Source organism: Mycoplasmopsis equigenitalium, from assembly GCF_024498255.1.
Lineage (GTDB): Bacteria > Bacillota_I > Bacilli_A > Mycoplasmatales > Metamycoplasmataceae > Mycoplasma_H > Mycoplasma_H equigenitalium.
Map to the genome: position 1 here is coordinate 171,854 of NZ_CP101808.1, position 18,580 is coordinate 190,433.

22 protein-coding genes and 1 tRNA gene are annotated in these 18,580 nt (G+C 30.3%); 16 read left to right on the forward strand and 7 right to left on the reverse strand.

From position 1 onward, the window contains the following. The first annotated feature begins 10 nt into the window (after nt 1-10). The 14 genes from rplR to NPA09_RS00850 all read left to right on the forward strand — a co-directional run bounded on the left by rplR (nt 11) and on the right by NPA09_RS00850 (nt 9,237). Complete coding sequence (rplR, locus tag NPA09_RS00785; protein ID WP_129722286.1) at nt 11-358, forward strand: 50S ribosomal protein L18; 348 nt, start codon at nt 11-13, stop codon at nt 356-358. Then, complete coding sequence (rpsE, locus tag NPA09_RS00790; protein WP_129722283.1) at nt 358-1,044, forward strand: 30S ribosomal protein S5; 687 nt, start codon at nt 358-360, stop codon at nt 1,042-1,044. The genes rplR and rpsE overlap by 1 nt, the downstream gene beginning before the upstream one ends. A gap of 8 nt (nt 1,045-1,052) precedes the next feature. Continuing rightward, nucleotides 1,053-1,490 carry a 50S ribosomal protein L15 gene (gene rplO, locus NPA09_RS00795; protein WP_129722280.1) on the forward strand — a complete coding sequence of 146 codons (438 nt, stop codon included), beginning with the start codon at nt 1,053-1,055 and terminating at the stop codon, nt 1,488-1,490. Next, entirely contained in the window at nt 1,490-2,872 is a 1,383-nt protein-coding gene (secY, locus tag NPA09_RS00800) for a preprotein translocase subunit SecY (protein ID WP_129722276.1), read from the forward strand. Before rplO ends, secY begins: the two co-directional genes overlap by 1 nt. Further along, nucleotides 2,866-3,510 (forward strand): adenylate kinase family protein, encoded by a 645-nt coding sequence (locus tag NPA09_RS00805; RefSeq protein ID WP_129722273.1) that lies wholly within the window; start codon nt 2,866-2,868, stop codon nt 3,508-3,510. The genes secY and NPA09_RS00805 overlap by 7 nt, the downstream gene beginning before the upstream one ends. Then, the gene (gene map / locus NPA09_RS00810) at nt 3,510-4,259 is read left to right on the forward strand and encodes a type I methionyl aminopeptidase (RefSeq protein ID WP_129722271.1); all 750 of its coding nucleotides are present in this window, start codon (nt 3,510-3,512) and stop codon (nt 4,257-4,259) included. The genes NPA09_RS00805 and map overlap by 1 nt, the downstream gene beginning before the upstream one ends. Beyond that, entirely contained in the window at nt 4,260-4,475 is a 216-nt protein-coding gene (infA, locus tag NPA09_RS00815) for a translation initiation factor IF-1 (protein WP_027334365.1), read from the forward strand. A 9-nt stretch (nt 4,476-4,484) separates the two neighbouring features. Then, the gene (rpmJ, locus tag NPA09_RS00820) at nt 4,485-4,601 is read left to right on the forward strand and encodes a 50S ribosomal protein L36 (protein WP_129722268.1); all 117 of its coding nucleotides are present in this window, start codon (nt 4,485-4,487) and stop codon (nt 4,599-4,601) included. A gap of 2 nt (nt 4,602-4,603) precedes the next feature. Next, a complete protein-coding gene (gene rpsM / locus NPA09_RS00825) occupies nt 4,604-4,972 on the forward strand; it encodes a 30S ribosomal protein S13 (RefSeq protein WP_129722265.1) in 369 nt (122 codons plus the stop codon). 2 nt (nt 4,973-4,974) lie between these two features. Next, nucleotides 4,975-5,388: a 30S ribosomal protein S11 gene (gene rpsK / locus NPA09_RS00830; RefSeq protein WP_129722263.1), complete on the forward strand. Its 414-nt coding sequence runs from the start codon at nt 4,975-4,977 to the stop codon at nt 5,386-5,388. 10 nt (nt 5,389-5,398) lie between these two features. Next, nucleotides 5,399-6,415, forward strand: coding sequence for a DNA-directed RNA polymerase subunit alpha (locus NPA09_RS00835; RefSeq protein WP_129722260.1), 1,017 nt, complete (start codon nt 5,399-5,401; stop codon nt 6,413-6,415). Continuing rightward, the gene (gene rplQ / locus NPA09_RS00840; RefSeq protein WP_129722257.1) at nt 6,415-6,777 is read left to right on the forward strand and encodes a 50S ribosomal protein L17; all 363 of its coding nucleotides are present in this window, start codon (nt 6,415-6,417) and stop codon (nt 6,775-6,777) included. The genes NPA09_RS00835 and rplQ overlap by 1 nt, the downstream gene beginning before the upstream one ends. 320 nt (nt 6,778-7,097) lie before the next feature. Then, on the forward strand, nt 7,098-7,853 hold the full coding sequence (locus NPA09_RS00845; RefSeq protein WP_129722255.1) for a hypothetical protein: 756 nt from the start codon (nt 7,098-7,100) through the stop codon (nt 7,851-7,853). A gap of 289 nt (nt 7,854-8,142) precedes the next feature. Beyond that, complete coding sequence (locus NPA09_RS00850) at nt 8,143-9,237, forward strand: amidohydrolase (protein ID WP_197722252.1); 1,095 nt, start codon at nt 8,143-8,145, stop codon at nt 9,235-9,237. A 233-nt stretch (nt 9,238-9,470) separates the two neighbouring features. Here NPA09_RS00850 and NPA09_RS00855 read toward each other — a convergent pair whose 3' ends face one another. The 3 genes from NPA09_RS00855 to NPA09_RS00865 are packed head-to-tail and all read right to left on the reverse strand — an operon-like array spanning nt 9,471 to nt 12,550. Beyond that, nucleotides 9,471-11,054, reverse strand: a complete 1,584-nt coding sequence (locus NPA09_RS00855; RefSeq protein WP_129722252.1) for a DUF262 domain-containing protein — start codon at nt 11,052-11,054, stop codon at nt 9,471-9,473. Nucleotides 11,055-11,057: 3 nt separating this feature from the next. Then, on the reverse strand, nt 11,058-11,465 hold the full coding sequence (locus tag NPA09_RS00860; protein ID WP_129722249.1) for a hypothetical protein: 408 nt from the start codon (nt 11,463-11,465) through the stop codon (nt 11,058-11,060). Then, the gene (locus NPA09_RS00865; RefSeq protein ID WP_129722245.1) at nt 11,465-12,550 is read right to left on the reverse strand and encodes a DNA adenine methylase; all 1,086 of its coding nucleotides are present in this window, start codon (nt 12,548-12,550) and stop codon (nt 11,465-11,467) included. The genes NPA09_RS00860 and NPA09_RS00865 overlap by 1 nt, the downstream gene beginning before the upstream one ends. A gap of 1,181 nt (nt 12,551-13,731) precedes the next feature. Here NPA09_RS00865 and NPA09_RS00870 point away from each other — a divergent pair. Then, complete coding sequence (locus NPA09_RS00870) at nt 13,732-14,166, forward strand: hypothetical protein (protein WP_256541838.1); 435 nt, start codon at nt 13,732-13,734, stop codon at nt 14,164-14,166. A gap of 291 nt (nt 14,167-14,457) precedes the next feature. Here the strand turns inward: NPA09_RS00870 and NPA09_RS00875 are convergent. The 4 genes from NPA09_RS00875 to rsmD form a co-directional block, all read right to left on the reverse strand. Further along, nucleotides 14,458-14,531, reverse strand: a tRNA-Trp gene (locus tag NPA09_RS00875). Between the two features lie 36 nt (nt 14,532-14,567). Next, nucleotides 14,568-16,268: an excinuclease ABC subunit UvrC gene (gene uvrC / locus NPA09_RS00880; RefSeq protein WP_129722239.1), complete on the reverse strand. Its 1,701-nt coding sequence runs from the start codon at nt 16,266-16,268 to the stop codon at nt 14,568-14,570. An 18-nt stretch (nt 16,269-16,286) separates the two neighbouring features. Next, entirely contained in the window at nt 16,287-17,435 is a 1,149-nt protein-coding gene (locus NPA09_RS00885; RefSeq protein ID WP_129722236.1) for a YitT family protein, read from the reverse strand. A gap of 21 nt (nt 17,436-17,456) precedes the next feature. After that, nucleotides 17,457-17,999, reverse strand: coding sequence for a 16S rRNA (guanine(966)-N(2))-methyltransferase RsmD (gene rsmD, locus NPA09_RS00890; protein WP_129722233.1), 543 nt, complete (start codon nt 17,997-17,999; stop codon nt 17,457-17,459). A 28-nt stretch (nt 18,000-18,027) separates the two neighbouring features. Here rsmD and def point away from each other — a divergent pair, with 28 nt between their 5' ends. Continuing rightward, nucleotides 18,028-18,576 (forward strand): peptide deformylase, encoded by a 549-nt coding sequence (gene def / locus NPA09_RS00895; RefSeq protein ID WP_187468881.1) that lies wholly within the window; start codon nt 18,028-18,030, stop codon nt 18,574-18,576. Nucleotides 18,577-18,580 lie beyond the last annotated feature (4 nt).

The following is an 18,580-nucleotide window of genomic DNA, read 5'->3' on the forward strand; positions in this document are numbered from 1 at the left end:
AGGAAGATATATGCAATTATCAAGAAATCAAGCACGTCAAATCAAGCATGCCAGAATCAGAAGAAATCTTTCTGGTACAAAAGCCGTACCTCGGATCAGTGTTTTCAAATCACTTACTAATTTCTACGCTCAAGCCATTGATGATGAACATGGGGTAACATTAGCATCATCAAACACTGCAAAAAATAAAACATACGGCGGAAATATTGCCGCAGCTTCAGCACTTGGTTCAGAATTTGGTAAATTACTAATTACCAAAAAGATTAAAAAAGTAGTTTTTGATCGTTCAGGTTACATTTACCATGGTCGTGTTAAAGCCTTTGCCGATGCAGTAAGAAAAGAAGGAGTGAAATTCTAATGGAAGAAAAGAAAGAATTTAAACAACCAGCTGCTGCTACCAAAGTAATTAGCGCAAGTAAAAAAGAAGCTGACAAAAACAAAAAAGATGCGATTGTTGAAAATCATGACCAAAAAAACGAAAAATCAGCAACCAGCACTCGTACCCCACGGGCACCACGTGATAAACAACGTGATACTAAACCACAACTTCGTAAAAAAAATGATAATGAATTTTCAGAAAAAGTTATTGACATTGCTCGGGTAACTAAAGTTGTTAAGGGTGGTCGTAACTTCTCATTCTCAGCCTTTGTAGTTGTTGGAAACAAAAAAGGTAGCGTTGGTTACGGTCATGGAAAATCAAAAGAAGTTCCAGATGCAATTAAAAAAGCAGTTAAAGACGCTCGTAACCACCTTGTTGAAGTGCCTTTGATTAAAAACAAAACTACTATCCCTCACGAAATCACCAGTAAGTTTTTATCTTCAAAAGTGATTTTAAAACCAGCACCAAAAGGGAAAGGGATTATTGCTTCAGGATCAGTTCGTGCCGTTGTTGAGCTAGCAGGTTACAGTGACATTGTTACTAAAACTTATGGCTCACGTTCAAAAGCAAATGTTGTTAAAGCAACATTAAAAGCGCTTAAAATGTTAAGAACACCTGAACAAATCGCTGCACTTCGTGACAAAAAACTTGAGGAAATTATTTAAGGAGCATCATGGAATTACATCATTTAAAAGCAACAGATAATGCTCGTCCAGAAAAACACCGTAAAGGGCGTGGTCACGCTGCAGGTAAAGGGAAACAAGCTGGTAAAGGTCAATCAGGTCAAAACAAACGTAAAGGTCACAGACTAGGTTTTGAAGGGGGTCAAACTCCTTGATTTAGAAGAATTGGTAAACGTGGATTTAACAACGTTAATCACATTGAATACCAAGTTATCAACCTTAGTGATCTTGAAAAACACTTCAAAGCAAACGAAGTTGTAACAATCGAAAAGCTTAGATCTTTAAGATTGGCAACAAAAAATTATCAAGATATAAAATTATTAGGTAATGGTAAATTAACCAAAAAACTAACCGTGCAAGTGCACGCGGTTTCTAACTCAGCACAAGCTGCTGTTGAGAAACTCGGAGGAAAAATCGAGGTAATTTAATGAATAAAAATAACTTTTTTAGCAACCTTGGCTTTGCCATTTCTAAAGCATTCTATTTCTTTAAAAAGAAATGGGATCATTTTTGAGGCAACCACCCAATTCTAAAAAAGAGTATTTTTACCTTTTTATTACTGCTTTTATTCATCATCGGAACGCAAATTCGGATTCCTTATGTTAAAATTGGCGCCGGCGTTGAAAATAGTACATTCTTTAGCACCTTAAATATGGTTTCAGGCGGAGGATTGAAACAGTTTTCATTAATGGCGCTTGGGATTAGTCCTTTCATTTCAGCAAGTTTAATTATGTCCTTGTTGCAAACTAGATTATTCCCACCAATTTTAAAGTTAAGTCAATCTGGTCCACAAGGACGGAAAAAAATTAATGTCATCACCAGAGTTTTAACCTTAATTATTTCCTTTCCCCAAGCAATTTTGTTAGCTAAATCATTGCAAGCAGGGCAAATTATTCAATTTAGCACTGATAACAATTTTGTAATTTATGGTTTTATTCCTTTTATTCTTGTCGGTGGTTCATTAATTGCCCTATTTCTAGGGGAAGAAATCACTGCTAAAGGAATTGGAAACGGAACCAGTTTAATTATTTTTGTTGGAATTGCAATGGGATTACCAGCAACTTTCCAAATGGCATTTCGTCATTATGTTGGCGACCTTAATTCACCAGGTTTACTTAACGGAATTATTAAATTTATTACTTATTTAGCTGGATATTTAATTTTAATTGTGGTGATTATTTTCTTTTATCTTGCAGAACGTCATATTCCTATCCAACAAATTGGAGCAGGACGTAGTAGTCAAGTAAAAGAAATGGGTAAATTACCAATTAAGGCTAACCCAGCCGGAATTATGCCAATTATTTTCGCTTTTATGGCGCTTTCATTTCCGAACATGATCGCTGGCCTTTTAAGTGATACTAACTATGGTAAATTTTGAATTCAAAACAATTTACAATTCCACCAACCAATCGGGTTTAGTTTGCTTGTAATTGTAACGTTTATATTTTCAATTATTATTGGTTTACAACAACCCCGGATTGATAAAATTGCTGAGGATTTTGTTAAATCAAGTACCTTTATTCCTGGAATTCGTCCAGGTGAAGATACAGAAAACTACTTAATTGGTGTTGTTTTCCGTTTGTCAATCTTCTCTGCGTTCTACTTAACCACCTTAGCAGCTATTCAATTTATAATGGTAATGCTTGGTATGCCACAAGGTATTGCCTTTGGTGGAACATCGATGATGATTCTTGTGTCGGTTTCATTAGAAACCGTTTCACAAGTTAAAGCGCGGTTCAAATCGCAAAAAATGTCAATGAGCAATAAAAAAGCGAAGTCATTCAAAGACCATAAAGGACTATTATGATAAATATTTTATTTTTAGGTGCGCCCGGCGTTGGTAAAGGTACCGTCGCCTCAATCATCGCTAAAGAAAAAAACATCGAACACATCTCAACGGGTGTTCTTTTCCGAAACGAAATTGCCAGTGGATCAGAACTAGGTTTAAAACTAAAAGCGATCGTTGAAGCTGGAAATTACGTTGATGACGAACTAACAAACGCGCTAGTTAAAAAAGTTACACTTAAACTGAAAAAAGAATCAAAAGCCTTTATTCTTGATGGTTACCCACGTACCATCAACCAAGCCGAATTTTTAACTTCGCTTGAACTCGAAGGCGTTAAAATTACTAAAGCTATTTTGCTCGAAGCACCACACGATGTGCTAATTGAGCGACTTAGTGGACGTCGTTTTTGTCCAAAGTGTCAAAAAAATTATCATCTCAAGTTTTTTCCAAGTAAACTAGTTAATAAATGTGAAGTTGATGAAACTTTACTTCTCCAACGTAAAGATGACACTCCTGAAGCAATTAAAAAACGTCTTGTAGTTTACGAAAAACAAACCCTTCCGCTTATTAATTACTATAAAGAACACAATCTTTTAGTGACATACAGCGGCGACAATAAATCAGAGAAAATCGCATCAGCCATTATGAAGGATCTTTATTAATGGCCTTGATCAAAACTAAAGACGAGATCGCGAAAATCACCAAATCTTGTCAAATCCTGGCCGAAGTTAAACAAATACTTTACGACCTCGTAAGTCCAGGAATTTCTTTAGAAGCACTAGATGCGATTGCTTTTAAAGAAATTACTAAACGTGGAGCCAAACCTGCTTTTTTAGGTTTATATGGTTTTCCCAAAACAATTTGTATTAGCGTTAATGACGAGTTAATTCACGGTATTCCTAGTAATTACATCATTCAAGAAAATGATGTTGTAAAAATTGATGCCGGATGTATTTATGAAGGATACAACTCCGATTCGGCTTTTACCAAAATCGCTGGTGAAGGTACTTACGCTGATAAAAAATTAGTTGAAGTTGCAAAAAACGCTTTTTATGCAGGCTTTAACGCCATCAAAAAAGGCGCTCGCGTTGGCGATATTTCGCACGCTATTGGTACATACATTAAAAAACAAGGTTACTTTACTCCGAAAGAATTCACAGGACATGGGATTGGTAAAAAATTACATGAAGATCCTTATGTACCCAATGACGGCAAACCAGGAACCGGAATGCTTTTACAAGATGGGATGGTAATTTGCATTGAACCAATGATTTTGCAAAATTCACCTAAAATTAAAATCGCACAAGATGGCTGAACTGTATCGAGCCAAGACAAAAAAAATACAGCCCACTATGAACATACCGTTTTAATTAAAGATGGTCATGGCATAATCTTATCGAAAGGAATTTAGATGGCAAAAGATGCAATTAAAATGCAGGGTAAAGTAACCAAAATGCACTCAAATGAGAGCTATGAAGTTACTTTAGAAAATGGCATGGTAATCAATTGCCATATTTCTGGTAAAATCCGGCAATTTCATATCCGGATTCTTCCAGGCGATACAGTCGATATTGAAATTAGTCCTTACGACTTACAAAAAGGACGAATTACTTACAGACACAAATAAGGAGACATTATGAAAGTAAGAGCAAGTGTAAAAACAATTTGCAAGGACTGTAAAATTATCAAACGTAATAGTGTGATTAGAATTATTTGTAAATCTAATCCTAAACACAAACAAAGACAAGGATAAATATGGCGAGAATTTTAAACGTTGAAATACCTAATGACAAAAGAGTTGTAATCTCTTTAACTTACATTTACGGAATTGGTAAAACTTTAGCACAACAAATTCTTAAAAATGTTAAAGTTGATGAAAATATCCGTGTCAAAGATCTTAGTGAAGATCAACTAACAGCAATTCGTGAAGAAGCTAAAAAATACCAAACCGAAGGTGATTTACGTCGTGAAACTTCATTAAACATTAAACGTTTAATGGAAATTAAATCATACCGGGGCATTCGTCACAGAAAAGGATTACCAGTTCGTGGACAAGTAACTCAAAAGAATGCGCGAACAAGAAAAGGCCCAAGAAAAACCGTGGCTGGAAAGAAAGGTAAATAATCATGGCAGCACCTAAATCAAAAGCAAAAGTTGTTAAAAAAGTTAAAAGCAAAAACATTACTTCTGGTATTGCCCACATCCACTCAACCCACCAAAACACCATTGTGACCTTTACTGATTTAAAAGGTAATGTTATTGCTTGAAGCAGTTCAGGAGCAATTGGTTATAAAGGAACCAAGAAAAAAACTCCTTATGCTGCTGGTCTAGCTGCTGCTGCAGCCAGTGAATCAGCTAAAGAACACGGCATTAAAGAAGTAAAAGTTGAACTTAAAGGTCTAGGTTCGGGTAAAGATGCTGCGCGTAAACAAATTGAAGTTTCAGGCATTACTGTTAAAGAAATTAAAGATGTTACTCCAGTTCCTCACAACGGAACCAGACCACCTAAAAAAGTACTTAAAAGATTAAAAGCAAGATAGAGAGGGAAGTATGGATAAATACACAAAACTTAAATACCGTGAGACTAAAGAAAAATCAATTTCTGAGTACCAATCACAATTTACCATCCAACCCCTTGAAAGAGGACTAGGGAACACAATTGGTGTCGCCCTTCGTCGTACCCTTTTATCTTCAATTTCAGGTATTGCACCATTTGCAATTCGTATCGCAAATGTGCGTCACGAATTTGAAACCTTACCAGGTGTTGTTGAAGATATTACTAGATTAATTCTTAACGTACGTAAACTTAATTTCTCGTACAACCCAGAATTATTTAAAGATGGCGACATTGTTAAAGTTACTTTTAAAGCCGACAAAGCCGGTCGTCAAACATATACTGGTGATGATTTAACTATTACTGGTGAAGGCGGTGTTCAAGTTGTAAACCGTGAAACCGAAATTGCTACCGCCGATAAAGGCAAACTTGAATTCGAGTTATTCTTAACTTCTGGTCGTGGTTTTAAATCATTTGAAGAGAACAAAGAACTTGTTGAAGAAAAATCAGCTAAATTAGCAACCAGCAATTCAGCATTTCAAACTGCAAAAATTATTGCTGTTGATAGTGATTTTTCACCAATTAAAAATGTTAGCATCAGTGTCGAAGAACTTAACTCTGCTTCAGTAAAAATTGAAGAAAAGCTAACTGTTGATATCACTACCAACAATACTGTAACAGCTAAAGATGTGTTATCACAAGCAGCACAAATTCTTATTGCTCACTTCCAAGTAATTGGTAATGTTGAAAACCTTGAAGAAATCGATGTTTTTGCTACAGAAAGTACCAAAGTTACTGAATCAACATCAAATTCGCTTGAACTCAGCGAACTTAATCTTTCGCCACGAAGCAGTAACTCACTCCGTAGACATGGTATTACTACAATTAACCAACTTACCCAAATGACATTCGAAGAACTAAAACAAGTTAAGAACCTTGGTGCATTATCAACAAAAGAAATTGTTGACAAACTTAAAGAACATGGACTTGAACTACAAAAAGGAGAACAATAATGGCTAATCCAAAACAACTTTATCGCCGTAACACAACATGAAGACACGGAGTGATGCGTTCATTAACTACTGATGTGTTAAGATACGGTAAAATCACCACAACCATTACTAGAGCAAAAGAACTTCGTAAACATGTTGATAAAATGATTACAAAAGCTAAAACTAACACTTTGGCTTCAAGAAGACAAGCAGCAGCATTCTTAAGAAATGTGAATGTTAGTGAAAAAGAAACCATTCTACAACACTTATTTAGCAAAATAGGGCCTAAATATGCAAAACGTAATGGTGGTTACACAAGAATTATTAAATTACCACGTCGTCTTGGTGACAACACAAGAATGGCAGTAATCGAACTTGTTTAAGAAAAAAACAGCAAAAATGCTGTTTTTTATATCGAAACAATATAAATAGATAAGTAATTGATTCTATTTTATGTTTATACTTTTAGTATTTCGATAATTAACAAATGTTATTTAAATACATTTTGTATTTTTGCAAGAAAGGTAAATAAAAAATAATTAAAACAAGTTTTATTAAGAACCGAAATATTTTTACAGGAGTTTAATGATATTTGATAAAAATATTAGTTTTAATGATTATTTTGCATTATTTATATCTTATTTGAAAACAAATATTTATATATAATATAAAAAAAGTTTAATCAAAATAAGGATGTAAATTTATGGCGAATAAATGTTTTATGGAATTTTATTATAGTGTTGACAAAGAAATTTATGACTTATTTGTTGTGCAAAAAGAGTATGAAAAAAACAATGGTAACATTTTGAAATACCGAGGTAAAATGTTCTGTCCAGAATGTAAAAAAGCCGAATTAAGCTTTACTCATAAGACATCAAATAAGCGTGCCTTTTTGTCAAAGAAACCATCTTCGAAACATATTGATGGTTGTTCATTAATACATAATTATGCAACTAATAGAGAAGTAAAACAATATATTAAAAAATTATCTGGTGAAAAAATAGATGATATGTTAGAATCGGCATTGAATTTACTACTTCCTAAAGAGGAAGGAACAAGTTTTAGTGCAACAACACACACTAAAGAAAATCCTTTAGTAATACAATCTAAAGGTAAAAACGGGAAACAGATTACAAAAACAATACCCAAAAAATCTTTAAATAGGTTGTCAAATCAAATAGAAGAGGGTAAAGTATTTATATTTTATGGACACGTAAAGTTATATGTTGTATCCATCGATACCAAAGATGGTATTTGTTATAAGTTAAATCTCAAAGTCAAAAAAGGCAACGAGTGAAAATGGGTTGCAAGTATTTTTAGGTATCGTAATGAAGATCAAGTTGATGAAAATAAAGTTTATGATTTAGCAGTGTTAGGTCATATCGAATTTTATAAAGGATATCCACAAATTAGAACCAAAAACTTTTCTGATATTAAATGAAGAGAGATAACACAATAATTATTTTAAGAAAATTGAAGTATCTTTTTAGTTAAAATGATTAATGCAACACAAATAATTAATGTTATATATTAAAATACGCTAAAATCTAATATTTAATAACAAACAGACCGAATAAAACGTTATACATATTGACACTCTACGAAAAGAGTGAGGTAAAATACTAGCTATTATTGTTTTCTGATAGAAGGGAAAACGGTTAATTAATATAAAACTATTTGTTGCAAATAACTTTTTGCTTGAATATTTTTTATTCTAATTTAAAATTAAATTAGAAAAAGGAATCAATATGAGTTTATTAGCTAAATTATTAACTAAAATTGAAGAGAAAAAGGAAGAATTAATTAAGATTCGCCACCATTTACACGCTAACCCGGAAGTTAGTTTTAAAGAATTTAAAACCGCAAAATTTATAAAAGATTTTTACGCAAATAAAGATGTAATATTTTCACGACCTTTATCTAGTAATAATTTGGGTTTTACTATAACAATAGATTCTAAAAAACCAGGAAAAACTATTTTAATTAGGGCAGATTTTGACGGTTTACCAATCAAGGAAACTACAACTTTGTCTTATAAATCAAAAAATGGTGCTATGCATGCTTGTGGCCATGATGTGCACACGGCGTATTTAATGATTTTGGCTGATGTTTTAATCGAGTTTAAAAACGAGTTAAAAGGTAAGATTGTTATTATGCATCAACACGCTGAAGAAACACCACCAGGTGGTGCTAAAGAAATGATTGAAGCGGGTTTATTAGAAAATATTGATTATGCCTTAGGAATTCATGTTTTAGGCAATTATGAAACTGGAGAGGTATATTTCCGCTTCAATGAAGCACAACAAGCGCGTGATAAATATGAGATTTGCATTATTGGTAAAGGTGGGCATGGTTCGCAACCTGAAAAAGCCAATGATGCTATTGTTGCAGCATCTTACTTAGTAACTGCTTTACAAACAATCATTAGTCGCCGGATTTCATCAAATGATCGTGCCGTTTTGAGTGTGGGTTCATTTGCGGGCGAGGGTACATTTAATATTATTCAAGAAAAAGTAAATTTAGAGTGTGATGTTAGATATGCAAAGGATGAAATAGGTGAATTAATTGCTGAAGAAATTAATAAAATAGCAAAAGGGTTTGCCTTAGCGTTAAGTCTTAAAATTAAAGTTAAGCGTCAAATTGATTATCCGGTTTTAGTTAATAATAATGAACTTACAGATTTAGCACTCAAGTCATTAAAAGAAGCAAATTTACCAGAAATAAAAGCAGTAAATGAATTGGGAGATATTTTGTCAGCAAGCGAGGATTTTGCTTATGTAGCAAATAAAGTTCCAAGCTGTTTCTTTTATGTTGGTGGCGGCATAAAGAATCATCTTTCATAGCATCACAACAGTAATTTTGTTATTACTGATGAATCGGCATTGATAAGTACTAAAGCAATGGCGGTTATTGTTACTAAATTAATGGAAAAATAAAAAAACAATGATTTTGTTTTTTTATTACCAATTATTAAATTGTTTGTAATTCATGATTTATATGAAAAACCAATATATTTTTCATTTCTTATTTTTAATAAATAATTTTAATCTTTTATTTGTTTGAATTAATTTATCGACTATTGATCTTTTTTAATCATTATTTGTGCAAAGGGAAAATTATCATATATTATGTGTGCTATTTTTTCTTGTCTTTTATAGATATATTTTTCTTTTTCAGTTTCAAATTCATCTATATTGATTTTATTAATTTCAGTGTTTTTTAAAACTTCATCATTTTTTCAGGCTTTTTCATATGCCGATTTTTTTTGATCAACATATTCATTTTTAATTCTTTTGTTGCATGCTTCAGGAAGAAGAAACATATTTCCGATATTTTCAATTAGTTTATTTTTTTCTTCCGAATCAGTTGGTCAACCTCCTATCATTATTCAATCAGAATTTGGATTTTGCGGGAATATATGCTCAAGATTTATATTTTTAGTGTCCACTTTTAAAGCGTTGTTTTTCATGATTATGCCAAGAAGAAGTAATGCTTTTTTATATTGAGGTTTTATTTTTGGATCTCCTAATTTATTTTTAAATTCATCAAAATCAATTTTTAACGTTACTTCATCGTTATTGATTTTGTTTATTAATAATTTAGATATTTTTTCTGCCGCCGTTCCTGTATTTATTTCTTTTATTATTTCTTGAATTATTTGTAAAAATTTGGATGGGTTAACTTTTTTGAAAGAAAAAACAATACTTACCATCATTAATGGAAATATTATTTTTTGAAAAAAAGGATGGTCATATTTTAATGGTAATTTATTCTTTATGTGTAACGCATATAATACATCTAAGATTGCGGGTCTATTCATATCTTTGATAACCGTTGTAATGGGGTCGTTATCAATTTCTTTTAAATTAGAAATAATCGTATTAAAATTTTTAAAATCATCTTCGTTATTTATGACGTGTTGATTTAAAAAAGCAAACATTTCGATAGGACCTATAGTTTTCGTGATATTTTGTGTTTTGTGTTTGTAATAAGCTAACGTTTTTTGCGTTAGTTTTGGTATTTTATTCTCTATTTTAACATCAAATTTTTTAGCACCATGATTTAGCGCAGTTGCCAAGATATCATCTTTTTGTAGTGGTTTTCCACCACTATTTATTTGTTGAAATATACTAAACGCATCGTCCGCGTTCTTACATATTTTTTTATATATGTACATTCTGTTTTTAATAATGTCAATGATTTCTCTTATTTTGTCTTCGTGATTTAATAAAAAACTTTTAAAATTCAAATAAATTTTTTTAAAAGGATTTTTAATTACATTATTAATAAAATGGTCTTTGTATTTTTTATTTTGCTCATATATATCGTAACTTAAATTAAACATCTCTATGCTAATATTTTTTAGTTCTTTTTCATTTATGTGGTCCTTGATTGCTTTAATTAAATTATTTATTGTCACAAGTCTTTGTTGTCCATCAGCAATCATTAGTTTATCGTTGTTTTTGTAACAAATAAAATCAAGTAAGTAAAAATCACAATCTTTATTTTCTATACCCTTGAGTAAATCTTCTTTTATTGCTTCGATTTGTTCGATTTTTCAAGAATAAGGACGTTGAAAAATTGGAAATGATATTTTTTCATCTTTTAAACTATAAATTTTTATATATTCATTAGAAAGGCTTTCATTTTTAATAATCATTATTTATTCTCCTTTTCCTGTATTATTAAATTTCTCATTTCATTTATAAATAATTTTTTTTCCAGCTCTGACGAGATTATGTTCAGTTTTATATTCAATTCCTTTTTGATGTATAAGTCCATCTTTATGATTTGCATTACTTGTGAATATATTTCTTAATATTACTCTATATCTTTTTTGTTTATTTGATTTAAGAGTTTCTTGAAAATATGAAGGTATATAAGACAAGTTAGAATTCAGAATTTTATAATAGCAGTCAATTAATGTTTGGCTGTCAATGGGTTTAGCAAATTCTTTAATATCTTGTACTGCAATATCTCTAATTAATCTTCAAAACGCATTTTTTGCATTCTTATTTTTTGATGTGTTTAGCAATAAAGAAAGCTCTCTTTTTAATACGTCTCCAATCATTACAATATCTCCTTTTTATGCACTAAAATTAAATATTCTTCAACATAAGGCTTTCTATTTTTTAAATTTCTAGATCCTCTGTAAGTAATGTAATTAAAACTTTTTATTTTAACATCGCCAATTTTTTTCAATATTTTTTCTAATTCGTCTATTTGTATAAATCCTTCTGAATTGTATGAAATTAAAAGATATGATGCTTTAGTATCCTTGCACAATTTCTCCATTTGCTTTAGTGCAGAACTTTTCGTATTATACTTTGATTTGTTCCAATTTTGTGGTATACCAGAAACTTTTGAAATTTTCGATGGTGATGGTTCGATATAATCATTTATTAAATTCAACATAAAATAGTTTGAACCATACGGATGCTGATTATATGGGGGGTCGATGTAAGCTAAATCGATTTTGGGTATTTGTTTACAAATTTCATTAGCATCACCTTTAAAAACGTGAACATTAGTATTAAACTTACTTAAAACAGGCTTTTTAATTTTGATATCACTCGTAATTCTATTTAACGCATATTTGCCATTACCACCAAATTGACCAGTTTTTGTATCTGAATTTTTATAAAAACCTTTAAAAATTCCGGCAGTGTTATTTTTTGTTGATGCTTCATATAATAATGGTCCTAAAAGTAATGATTTATAAGGCTCGGGAACTTTTTCGATGTATTGTCTAGCAGTATCCAAATATTTTGCATTACGAGAAGTGTAAAAGACTCTATCATTTTCTTTTATATTTTTATCATCATGAGGAGCATAAAGTTTATAAATAAAACCATTATCAAAAAGCGGCTCATTTTCGAGCTTTTGACTGATTTCATCGTAGTACATATCAAGTTGATTTAAATCAATTTCATTTTCGTTTTTTAAATAACATTTATTTAATGTTTCGCAATAATTTTCTAAATCATTTGTGTAAAGATTAGTAGAGTATCGTTTTAAAAATCTTGAAACAATTCCCGAACCCGAAAAAGCATCAAACACATCGAGTTTTTCTTTATTTAATTCTTTTAAAATTGTTTTTAAAATTTCTTCTATTGATACGAGAAAAGAACGCTTATTTCCTAAATAAGTAATTATTTGTTCTTTTAGAAATCTCTCTCTCTCTCTCTCTCTCTATGTTCTATGTCCATTTATTACTCCTGGGTATTTGTTAAAACAAGTGGTATTTATTCAATACTTTCAAAATTATAACATAATATATACCAGATTAAGCAGGTTATACGCTTTTTTCAATTGCTGTGAAAAGAAAAATACATTCAATCATTTTTTATTATATATGCTGTTTTATATTTGTATAAAGAATATTACTTATAAATAAACACAATTGCTTGTTGCTATTACGAAAGTTAACTCTAACATTTTGTAATAATGTGGCACTTTCATCGTTACGCTTCATAACTATTGAAAAAAGATCGGGGTTATCTTTTCAAAACATAAGTTTGTTAAATTTGCTAGAAAAACTTCTTGGTTCATCTTTGATAAATTCGTTTCGTTTCATATAATCATCAATAGTATCCACATTAAAATCATTTCAATTAGTACTAAAGTTATATTTTGGTGCGATACTTTTTTCTTATGAGGTTTAGATTGAAAAGTATTAAAAACATTTTCTTCAAATTTTACGGTTTTTGAAAATGGCTGTTTGTTGTTATTGGAATTTGTGAATTTTATTACATAAGGGTTATTAATGTTGTATTGATTAGAACTATTTGCTGGCTTAAAACTAATGCTAATTGTAGATATAGTGAGTGCCAACACAGCGTTTAAAGCTAATAGGATTAGTCTACTTTTTTCATAATTTCCTTTCATTTGTTTTCAATAAACAAATTTATTTTAACTGTTTGCAAAAAAACAAAAAACAAAAAATGGCCAAATATCGCCCTAAAATGAAATAAATTATTTTTTAATAGTAGTTTCAAACAACAAAAATTTTCAATAAGTTTGTGCGCTATTTGAGTGGATATTTTTAACAAATTGATTTAAAAAAACTCATAGCATTTATAAAAATTAAATTTTATATTCAACCAAAAAATGTTTTAAAACAGACGTGGACATTAATGCAAAAAATAATATTTAGTAAGCGAGAAAATAGATAAAAAATGCACTAAATTTGTAAAATGAATGCATTTTTATTGCTAATTAATCACTAAGCCGGTATGAAAAAATAGCAGTTTTTCTTATTTTCTTATTTTTTGCAGCATTTTCACCCCTCCAGAATACATATATAAGTGGTTATAAAAAAAGAAAGGAGGTGAATTATGTCCCAAAATAAAAATGCACTTTATAATTTAATTAAAGATGCAACTAAACTAACCAAGAAGGAGGTAATGTCTATTTTAAAACGTTACTCGGATGTTGATATGTTTCAAATGATGTTTGAAAATGAACCTAATATCCTTTGATTAATTGCAAGAATAGATCAAAATAATATGAAACAAAAAACAGAAAATGACAAATTCAAACAAATAGATCAGAAATTTGATCAAATTGATAAGAGATTTGATAGCTTTGAAACGAGATTTGAAGAAAAGTTTGAGACACTTACTAAAACCCTCCTTGGTGCAATTGCTGGAGTTGAAACTAGATTATCAAACAGATTAGATAAACTTGAAAAAGATGTTGCCGAACTCAAAACAGATGTCGCACAACTCAAAACAGATGTTTCAGTTCTTAAATCATTTCACAATATTTAATATTTTGAAAACAACACAAAAACAGCATTCAAAAAGAATGTTGTTTTTTAGAATCGCCATAAAAAGAGTAATACAATATATAAATCAGAAATGCTTTAAGTGCATAAGAATTATTATATGTAAAGATATGTTTTATGAAGTCTTGAGATTTTATTGATCGAATGTATTTTAGTGTTATGTTTAAACATATAAGTTGTATATCAATGTGTAAAAAATATTTCAAAACTTTTGTATAGGTATGTTGGATTTATGAAAAATAAAAAAGACGATGAGAACCGTCTTGCTTTTATCTGGCGGGGGTTGTAGGAATCGAACCCACACAAACAGGTTTGGAATCTGTAGTACTGCCACTATACTAAACCCCCAGTTATTTTATTTTAACATAATAAAACATAGGTGGTTTATTTCTTAAACAAAAAGTGTTCATAAACGTTTTTAGCATCTTTTTTTGAAAGCGTTTCCTCCAACTCTTTTAGTGATGCATTTTTAATATTTTCATAGCTTTTAAAATAATTTAATAATTGTTTTATTTTTTGTTCGTTAATATTTGGTATTTCTTTGAGTGAATCAGTCATAATTAGTTTGTGGTTTGCTTTGTTTAATTTAATTTTAGCGCGAGCATCAACTTGCTCTTGAATTCTTCTTAAATAATCAAGTGAGCTTTGATTAGTTAAGTAAATTTCTTTATTATTAAAAATAATATGACTAGTCATATGAGCATCATTTTTAACTAAACCAACAACATTTATATCAATGTTGTTAGTCTTTAATATATCTTTTATAGCAGTAATTTGCGGTTTTCCTCCATCAACAAAAATTACATCTATTTCTATGTTTTTCAACATTTTATACTCAATTATATTGTTTATTGTTTTTCGCATTAGAGTAAAATCGTCTGTTGAATTGCTGCTTAATTTATAGTAGCGATGAAGAGGTTTATATTCTTTGCCGTTCAAATAAAAATTTACAGCACCAATTTTATTTTCCTGGCCCGTGTGAGAAATATCCAAAATAACAAAATTAGCAAGTTTTTCAATATTTAAATCATTAGCAATATCTGTTAATGAATTGCGGATTTCGTTTTCGCTTTGCAGATATGTTTCAATATTAATTTTTATTGAATCTTCTAAGTAATTCATCACAGCTTTTAATTCGCCTTTTTGAGGAAACAAAAATTTTGTATCCATTATGTCTAAATTAGGATTCTGAAAATCCTCGTTGAGCACAACGTATTTAGGCAATAAATAACGGGTATAGAAATGTTTTAAAAAACTTTCTGTCGCCGTTTTAAGATCAGCGCTAGAATTGCCATTTTCGAAGATTTGTCCCACCTGTAATCCATTACGGTAGAAAATTCCCTGCACGTAAAATTTATCGTTATTTTGTTTAAAGCAAAAAGCATCAAAATTATCTACTTTGTTAAGTATAAAAAATTGCTTACTTTCAAAATCACTAATCGCATTTAATACTTTTTTAATACGGTTTGATTCTTCAAACATATATTTTGTAGCATATGTTTCTTCTTTGGCTACGAGTTCATTTTTAAAGGTTTTAATATTTTTTAAGATATTTTTTGCCTGTTCAAATTTTGTTTTTCAAAATTCATTATCTTTGCGTTTTATAAACAACCCGTTTTCAGTACAAACAATTGATTCTAGAATTTTACCTAATTTGCTAGCACCAAAACTTGGAACAAAAGGTCCGACAATAATGGTTGTTTCATCATCTTTGGTTGGTGTATAAATTTTTGTAAATGATAGTCCATTATCTTTTTGTTTAATTTTCAAGTATGGATAAGAACGATCATCCATTAGTAAGATGTTATATTTTGGTCGTAATTTTTTTATATAGCTTTGTTCTAGTAATAAGGCATCTTTTTCATTTTTGGAAATAATAAACTCGAAACCATAAATATGTTTTAGCATTGATGTAGTTTTGTAAGAATTAATACTGCCTTTGAAGTATTGCATCATACGTTTTTTTAAATTGATTGCTTTTCCAACATAAATAACTTCATCAAATTTATTTTTTCATAAATAAATCCCTGGAGCAGCAGGGACATTTGTTAGCAAATTAATATCAAATGGGCTTTCGGTTTTCATTATTAAAATTATACTATTCTAGTTGTCTTTGTAGACATACACATAACCATCAACTTTTTTAATTTTGCTAATAGTAAAGAAGGAATTAGGGTCGTACGAACGAATTATTTCTAACAAATCATCCGTGTCTAAATACATACACGTTGTTACGATGACGGTTTGTGATTGGTTGTTGTAGCCACCCGTTGCTTCGTAAATAGTTAGTGTATAAGGTTTGTGATGTTCGATAATATGGTTTCGTATTTCGTTTGCTTTTGTTGTGTAGATTTCAGCGCGTACTAAACTATATTTAGGAAATAGGTTATTAAGTAGTGCGCTAAATAACAGGCTCATCGAGATAGCGGCAAGCATACTTGGTGAAAACAATAAACTAATATCATATGCGCTAACATTGTATTCGGTGATATTGTGTAATTTAATATTTTCTGAAACCGGAATATAACTACCCATTATATAGCCAACGATGAAAAAAATTAAATTACAGATAGTTAAAACCGTACCAAAATCTTTATATTTTGTTTTAGCGATATAAACACCAATAAAATCTGGACCCCCGGTTGAGCTGTTAACAATTAAAAGAATTGTGCAGTTAATTGCAAAATACGCACCTCAAATTAACATGTATAAAAATACAGAAAGTTGTTTGTAAGCGTCGTTTGGATATGTTCAAGACACAAAATTAAAATCATATTGTTGCATTGCTGCTGGTAGATTTTCATCTAAATGGCTAAAAATGTAAACATCTTTGATGTGAGGGATTAGCGAAAATGCCGCAGCGAACACTGAGTTGAAAACAATGTAAAGTAGTGAAAGAAAACTAAATTCTTTAGAGATTTTTTTTCAACTAAAAATAATTAATGGAATGTTGAAAAAACAATTGATTCCTCAAAAAAGCAAGGTGAAAACTAAATATGATGTATCTTTCGAGTAACCATTTTTACGCATTAAAAAATATGCTAAACGACCAAAACCTTGCGAAATTGCTTCAAGGCCAGGAATATACATTCCGGTGTTTTGGATTAAAAATACTGCTACAATTGCGGTAAAAAAACTAAGTAAAATTGTTACCAAAGACTTTTTTCAAAGTTTGGTTAATTTATACATACTTTTAAATAAATATAGCCGATCGCGGAAGGCGACACGCATTGTTGTCTTTTTTTGGTTCATATTCTAATTATATTAAATTATTTAGTTTAAGTAGGCTAGAAATAAGACTTTATTTTGTCCAAACTTTTTAGTTTTTAACTTATTAAAACCATCTGTATTTATTTGTTCTTCAAAACGCGTTTCGACAATTAAGATGCCATCATTTTTTAATAGTTTTTTTGTATAAATTTGATGTATAACATCATTGAGTAATTTGGTTTCTAGATATGGCGGATCTAAGTAGATAACGTCATACTTAAATTTACATTTTTCAAGAAAAAACGTTGCGTTTTCTTGAAAAAGTTCATAGTTTTGTATTTGTAAATTTGTTAAATTTTGTTTGATAATTGTTGCATTATTTTTATCAATTTCGATAAAATGTGTTTTTTCAAATCCATTGCTAATTGCTTCGATTCCAATTGAACCACAACCGGCAAAAAGGTCTAAAAAAAGTTTTTTATTTTCTTTAAATCTTAAGCTGTTAAAAACTACTTCTTTTACTCGATCTTGTGTGGGACGAGCAGAGTCCAATTTTGGCTGCTTAATTAAACGATGGCGATACTTGCCAGAAATTATTCTAATCATTATATTAATATAATATATAATATTTACTATGTTTGAAGTTAAATTAGTAGAATTACCAGCTAAGGTGTTAAGAAGAATTTCGAAAGAAGTTAGCTTACCTTTATCAGAAGAAGATGATTTGTTAGCGCAAAAAATGATTTACCATGTAACTGATTCGCAACAACCAAACACTAAATTTCGACCAGCAGTCGGGGTCGCAGCAGTACAATATGGGATTGAAAAGCGAATGTTCTATTTTCGTGTACCCGACGAAAATAATAAGATTATCGTTGAAGATTTACTAATTAATCCTAAGTATATTGCTAAAAGCGACCAAATGATTGCTATCTCGGTAGGTGAAGGTTGTTTATCAGTTAATGAAAAATACCCTAATCAAGAGGGGTATATTTATCGTCCTGCGCGTGTAGTCGTAACTGGTTATTCATACTTAAGTAAAAAAGAAGTGACACATGACTTGGTTGGTTATCCTGCTGTTGTGTGTGGTCACGAAATGGATCATCTTGATGGAAAACTTTTTGTTGATCGAATTAACAAGAAAAATCCTTGAAAGAAGATTAAGGACGCTTTTTACATTTAGCAAA